This window comes from Pseudescherichia vulneris, assembly GCF_902164725.1.
Taxonomy (GTDB): domain Bacteria; phylum Pseudomonadota; class Gammaproteobacteria; order Enterobacterales; family Enterobacteriaceae; genus Pseudescherichia; species Pseudescherichia vulneris.
This window is the reverse complement of record NZ_LR607338.1, coordinates 3,771,775-3,777,678: the sequence shown is the minus strand read 5'-3', so window position 1 is coordinate 3,777,678 and position 5,904 is coordinate 3,771,775. Positions and strand designations below refer to the sequence as shown.

General features: G+C 53.5%; 6 protein-coding genes and 1 pseudogene. 4 read left to right on the top strand and 3 right to left on the bottom strand.

Annotation, left to right across the window (positions count from 1 at the left end):
• Positions 1-783 (bottom strand): annotated as a pseudogene (locus FN633_RS15695) (excinuclease ABC subunit UvrA); the annotation flags it as partial.
• A 261-nt stretch (positions 784-1,044) separates the two neighbouring features.
• Here FN633_RS15695 and ssb1 point away from each other — a divergent pair.
• Positions 1,045-1,584 (top strand): single-stranded DNA-binding protein SSB1, encoded by a 540-nt coding sequence (ssb1, locus tag FN633_RS15690; protein ID WP_154058351.1) that lies wholly within the window; start codon positions 1,045-1,047, stop codon positions 1,582-1,584.
• A gap of 65 nt (positions 1,585-1,649) precedes the next feature.
• Here the strand turns inward: ssb1 and FN633_RS15685 are convergent, their stop codons facing one another.
• Complete coding sequence (locus tag FN633_RS15685) at positions 1,650-1,931, bottom strand: YjcB family protein (RefSeq protein ID WP_154058350.1); 282 nt, start codon at positions 1,929-1,931, stop codon at positions 1,650-1,652.
• A gap of 528 nt (positions 1,932-2,459) precedes the next feature.
• Between FN633_RS15685 and FN633_RS15680 the strand changes: the two genes are divergently transcribed.
• Positions 2,460-4,025, top strand: a complete 1,566-nt coding sequence (locus FN633_RS15680) for an EAL domain-containing protein (RefSeq protein WP_154058349.1) — start codon at positions 2,460-2,462, stop codon at positions 4,023-4,025.
• A gap of 10 nt (positions 4,026-4,035) precedes the next feature.
• Here the strand turns inward: FN633_RS15680 and soxS are convergent, their stop codons facing one another.
• A complete protein-coding gene (gene soxS, locus FN633_RS15675) occupies positions 4,036-4,359 on the bottom strand; it encodes a superoxide response transcriptional regulator SoxS (RefSeq protein ID WP_042388822.1) in 324 nt (107 codons plus the stop codon).
• Positions 4,360-4,445: 86 nt separating this feature from the next.
• On the opposite strand from soxS, the gene soxR reads away from it, so the two are divergent.
• On the top strand, positions 4,446-4,916 hold the full coding sequence (gene soxR / locus FN633_RS15670; RefSeq protein ID WP_144816721.1) for a redox-sensitive transcriptional activator SoxR: 471 nt from the start codon (positions 4,446-4,448) through the stop codon (positions 4,914-4,916).
• 290 nt (positions 4,917-5,206) lie between these two features.
• Positions 5,207-5,875 (top strand): glutathione S-transferase family protein, encoded by a 669-nt coding sequence (locus FN633_RS15665; protein ID WP_154058348.1) that lies wholly within the window; start codon positions 5,207-5,209, stop codon positions 5,873-5,875.
• Positions 5,876-5,904 lie beyond the last annotated feature (29 nt).

Sequence of the window (5,904 nt, the reverse complement as noted above, 5' to 3'; positions counted from 1 at the left end):
GTTCATGCTGTAGCCGCAGATCGGGCAGGCAAAGTTAGCGGAGAAGAGCAGCTCTTCAACCTTCGCATCGTCCATATCGGCGACAATCGCCGTCCCGCCGGAGAGATCCAGCGCGGTTTCAAACGATTCGGCCAGGCGCTGGGTCAGATCGTCCCGCACCTTAAAGCGGTCGATGACCACTTCGATAGTATGTTTTTTATGCAGTTCAAGGCTCGGCGGATCCGAGAGGTCACACACTTCACCATCAATACGGGCGCGGATATACCCCTGGCTTGCCAGGTTCTCCAGCGTCTTGGTGTGCTCGCCCTTACGCTCTTTGATGATCGGCGCGAGCAGCATCAGGCGCTTGCCTTCCGGCTGCGACAGCACGTTGTCCACCATCTGGCTGACGGTCTGCGCATCCAGCGGCACGTTGTGATCCGGGCAGCGCGGCTCACCTACGCGGGCAAACAGCAGACGCAGGTAGTCGTGGATCTCGGTAATGGTCCCGACGGTAGAGCGTGGGTTGTGCGAGGTCGACTTCTGCTCAATGGAGATCGCGGGCGACAGACCTTCGATGTGATCGACATCCGGCTTTTCCATCAACGACAGGAACTGGCGCGCATAGGCGGAGAGCGATTCAACGTAGCGACGCTGACCTTCGGCATAGAGGGTGTCGAAAGCCAGGGATGATTTACCTGAACCTGAAAGCCCGGTGACGACAATCAGCTTGTCGCGTGGGATAACGAGGTTGATATTCTTGAGATTGTGGGTGCGCGCGCCCCGTACTTCTATCTTATCCATTCACCTTTCCCGGTAAGAGACTCGGCGCTCGGTATGTTTGAAGGACATCCGGCGAACTGAACTGAAACGGTTAATTATGACACAAAAAAACCTGAATGGATATACAGTATAAGAATGCATCCCGGACGCATTTGTGCGAAAATAGCGCACGGCGGGCGGATTACTGGAATCCTCCTCGCAAGGTATCAAAGCGTCGCTTGGTAAGTTACAATCGCGCGCTTACACTATTGAGATTAAGAAACGTATTCAGGAGACACAACCATGGCCAGCAGAGGCGTAAACAAGGTGATTCTCGTCGGTAATCTGGGCCAGGACCCGGAAGTACGCTACATGCCGAATGGGGGCGCAGTAGCCAACATTACGCTGGCTACTTCCGAATCCTGGCGTGATAAAGCGACCGGTGAGATGAAAGAGCAGACCGAATGGCACCGGGTTGTGCTGTTTGGCAAACTGGCCGAGGTGGCCGGTGAGTATCTGCGTAAAGGTTCTCAGGTTTACATTGAAGGTGCCCTGCGCACCCGCAAATGGACCGATCAGTCCGGCGTGGAAAAATACACCACTGAAGTGGTGGTGAACGTGGGCGGCACCATGCAGATGCTCGGCGGCCGTCAGGGCGGCGGGGCACCGGCAGGTGGTCAGCAGGGCGGTGGTCAGCAGGGCGGTTGGGGTCAGCCTCAGCAGCCGCAGGGCGGCAACCAGAACCAGTTCAGCGGCGGCGCACAGCAGCGTCCGCAGCAGTCCGCTCCGGCACCGTCTAACAACGAGCCGCCGATGGACTTCGACGACGACATCCCGTTCTGAGTGCGCGCTGAGCTAGCGTAAGCCATAAAAAAACCCCGACGCGTCGGGGTTTTTTGTTTTTTAACTCAGGTGATGACCACCGGCCACTCTGGCGGCGCATGGCTGGCGACTTCAATCATTATGCTTTCGATGTTGTGCCAGATAGTCGCCACGTCGACCAGGGTGATGCCGAGCAGCCCGGTGGCGAACCAGCAGGACGCTACAACGCCGAGACCGCTGCTGATGATCGCCAGCCCAATATAGTCGGACTTACGGAATTTGATGTTCAGCGAGCTGGCTAGAAACATCAGGATTGCGCTCATAAGCTGCCAGCGCAGCAGAACAAGGCTAGTCGTAATGGTGGCCATAGTTTTTAACCTCACACGTCTGCGGGCCGCTTTCGTTGGGGTGAGGCTCGCAGGGACTGACGGGATACAATGAAACGTTATTTTTGTTTCATAAGATATGTGAACTATATCACATTTGTTCTTTTATTAGCCAGTCGTGGTGCAGGCTTTTTGAGTGCGATTTAACCATTAGAAGTGTGTGGAAATAGGTGCGTGCATTATTCGCTCAATGCGGATTGCCATAGACGAAAAAATAAACGCAGGACTCATCCTTTTTTATCGCACTGGCAGTTTGGCTTAATCAACGATCCCCTGTGGCGTTAACGAAAAACCCTTATCGATAGCTGGATAATTATTTTCCTTAATATAAACAGGGCGAACACTTTTAGTTTGGCTTACGGACAAATATTATCGTCATAACTAAATATTAGGTTATTAATGATAAAAGTCGGTTGCTAATGTCTGATGATTCATGCAACGTAATCACCTGTTTATCAAAGCTTCCTGCCGACCATGCAGGCACACATAAAGCAGGGATATAGGGCGGAAATGAATCATAGCGCACGCCGCAAGGCGCTAAGGATTGTCGGGATCATCATGGTAGTTTTGCTGCCTGTGATGCTGGCGCTATGGTTTGCTCACATCCGCGCCGTTAAAGAGACGGGCATACAGCTGCGTTCATTTGCGCAACTTGCGCTGGATAAAACCGAGCTGGTTATCCAACAGGTCGATATCGCGCGCAGTAAAGCAGAGAAATTTAACGGCAGGATCTGCTCGCCAGCGCATCGCGATAATATGCTCAATATTATCCGCGGGCAGCTTTACGTTGCCGATATAATATACGCTAATGGCGATCGTTTTTTATGTTCTACCTCAATGGCACCCGTGGAGCCCTATATTATTTCCGCAGCGGAATATACCCGCTCTCCGGACGTCTCTATCTATTATTATCGTGATACTCCGTTTTATGCTGGCTATAAGATGGTCTATATGCAGCGCGGCCACTATGCACTGGTAGTCAACCCGTTAGCCTACAGCGAAGTGATGTCGGATGACCACTCGCTGGCCTACGGCGTATACGACACGGTAACAAAGGCGTTCTTCTCGGTGAGCCCGACGGCGGATGTCCGGGTACTGGCAGGTCTGGTACAGAACAACGACTTTACCTTTCAGCAGGATGGCCGCTTTTATACCATTGCCCACTCGGAAAAGCGTCCTATAGCGATTATTGTCTCCACCTCCAGCGATCGCTATTTCCAGTTTCTCTATCATCAGGCGACGCTCACGCTGCCGCTGGGGATGATTTGCAGCATTATTATTTTGCTAATGTGGTCCCGAACCCACCAGGAAATTAATTCACCGCGCCGTCTATTGCATCGCGCCTTGCTAAAACGTCAGCTGCGGCTCAATTATCAACCGATTATTGATATTAAAACCGGCCAGTGCGTGGGGGCCGAGGCGTTGTTACGTTGGCCTGGGTTTGAAGGGCAGGTGATGAGCCCGGCGGAATTCATACCGCTGGCGGAAAAAGAGGGGCTCATTGAACGGGTAACCGATTATGCCGTTGAGGAAGTCTTCGCTGATTTAGGTCGTTTCTTATCTGAAAATCCGCAGCTGTATATCTCAATTAACCTCTCCGCCTCGGACTTCCACTCCTCTCGCCTGATTGCTTTAATTTCTGATAAAGCCCAACAGCATGCCGTCAAGGCCCAGCAAATTAAAATTGAAGTGACCGAGCGTGGGTTTATTGATGTGCCGAAAACAACGCCGGTTATCCAGGCGTTTCGTCAGGCAGGATATGAGGTGGCGATTGATGATTTTGGCACCGGTTATTCCAACCTGCACAATTTATATTCGCTGAACGTCGATATTCTGAAAATTGATAAATCCTTTATCGATACGCTGACTACCAACAGTACCAGCCACCTGATTGCGGAACACATCATTGAGATGGCGCAAAGCTTACGCCTCAAGATCATTGCCGAAGGCGTGGAAACCTCAGAGCAGGTGACCTGGCTATTAAAGCGTGGCGTGCAGTATTGCCAGGGCTGGTACTTCGCAAAGGCGCTGTCGCCCCAGGACTTTATGGCGTGGGCCCGGCAGCCGCTGCGCTGATCCGCCCGCGCTACATCTGATGCCGGTAATCGCTCGGCGTGCGATCGAACTCCCGACGGAACACGCGGGAAAAGGTCTGCTGCGAGACGTACCCCAGCTCCATCGCAATATCAAAGATTGGCCGCTGCGTCGTCCGTAGCGCCTCTGCTGCCATTACTAGCCGCCGCTGGCGGATGTAATCCCCCAGCGTCTGGTGAGTCACCGCACGAAACATCCGCTGCAAATACCACTTGGAGTATCCGGATTTCTGCGCCACTACATCAATGTTCAGGGGTTGGTCGATATGTTCATCAATCCATTCAATAAGCGTTTGAATAATTTGCTGATGGGACATACTGCTGCCTCTTTTTCAGTGCTGAAGTCGTCGTTTGGTCTGAAGCGGAGTATAATTCCTCAAGTTAACTTGAGGTAAAGGGCTTTATGGAAAAGAAATTGCCGCGTATTAAAGCGATGCTGACCCCAGGCGAGGTGGCGAGGCGTAGCGGGGTCGCCGTCTCGGCTCTGCACTTTTATGAGAGTAAAGGCTTGATTAAAAGCGTCCGTAACGAGGGCAACCAGCGGCGTTATACCCGTGACGTGCTGCGCTACGTGGCCATCATCAAGATTGCCCAGCGCATCGGCATTCCTCTGGCGACCATCGGCGAAGCGCTGAGCGTGTTGCCCGCTGGCCATACGCTGAATGCCAAAACGTGGGAGCAGCTCTCCTCCCAGTGGCGGGAGGAGCTGGACAGACGTATTCACACGCTTGAGGCGCTACGGGACGATCTTAACGGCTGTATCGGCTGCGGCTGCCTGTCGCGCAGCGACTGTCCGCTGCGTAACCCAGGCGACCGGCTGGGAGAGCAGGGAACCGGGGCCCGGCTGTTAGAGGATGAGGCAAACGACAAATAAAACTAAAGCGCCACAAGGGCGCTTTAGTTATTTCCGGTCTTTGTCTTTCGCTCTATCCCGCTCATTTACAGGAGGGTTTCCCCCGACATCTACACCCCTCGCTCGAACGCGTTGTTGAGGTTCCGGTTTGTGTTGACACTTTTAGTCTATGCCACCAGACCGGGATTGCCAGGGATAAACCCGTCAGTTTTGCCGAAATTTTTCGCGGATCATGCGCAATTTTCTATAGTTAGGGGAGGCGAGGGCAAGCCTGACAAGGCCTTATCTCATATCGATAGCAGGAGACAACCGTGATCGCTGTACATCATCTTAATCAGTCGCGTTCCCAGCGCGTTCTTTGGGCCCTGGAAGAGCTGGGTCTGCCCTACCAAATTGTGCGCTACCAGCGTGAAAAAACCATGATGGCACCCGAGGCGCTAAAGAAAGTACATCCGCTGGGGAAATCACCGGTGCTAGATGATAACGGCACAATCATTGCCGAATCCGGCGCGATCCTTGAGCATCTACAGGAAACCTATGATACCCGCGGTCAACTCAAGCCAACGGATACGCACCAGAAGCTCCAGTACCGTTTCTGGCTGCACTATGCAGAAGGATCGTTGATGCCGCTTCTGCTCATGAAGCTGGTGTTTGGCAGCCTCGGCAAACCGCCGGTGCCCTTTGGCCTGCGTACCTTGGGCAAGGCGTTAGGAGAAGGGGTGCAGAAAGCCTGGCTTAACAAGCAGCTTGAAACCCATGCGCGCTACATTGAGTCTCAGCTCGGCAGCCAGCCGTGGTTTACCGGCGAGCAGCCCAGCATGGCGGATATTCAGATGAGCTTCCCGGTATTTGCCCTGCTGGCACGCGGCGGCGTCGACCATCTGCCCAACCTTCAGGCGTGGAAAACGCGGGTTGAAAATCGTCCGGCCTGGCAGCGCGCCATTGCCCAGGGCGGCCCCTTCACGCTTCCCGGCGCGTAACTATGCTTAAAAACGATGGATGAAGAGAA

Bases quoted from the DNA above. Each gene is read 5' to 3' on its own strand.
- soxR (WP_144816721.1), top strand. From the start codon at position 4,446: ATGGAAAAGAAATTGCCGCGTATTAAAGCGATGCTGACCCCAGGCGAG.
- soxS (WP_042388822.1), bottom strand. From the start codon at position 4,359: ATGTCCCATCAGCAAATTATTCAAACGCTTATTGAATGGATTGATGAA.
- FN633_RS15680 (WP_154058349.1), top strand. From the start codon at position 2,460: ATGAATCATAGCGCACGCCGCAAGGCGCTAAGGATTGTCGGGATCATC.
- FN633_RS15685 (WP_154058350.1), bottom strand. From the start codon at position 1,931: ATGGCCACCATTACGACTAGCCTTGTTCTGCTGCGCTGGCAGCTTATG.
- ssb1 (WP_154058351.1), top strand. From the start codon at position 1,045: ATGGCCAGCAGAGGCGTAAACAAGGTGATTCTCGTCGGTAATCTGGGC.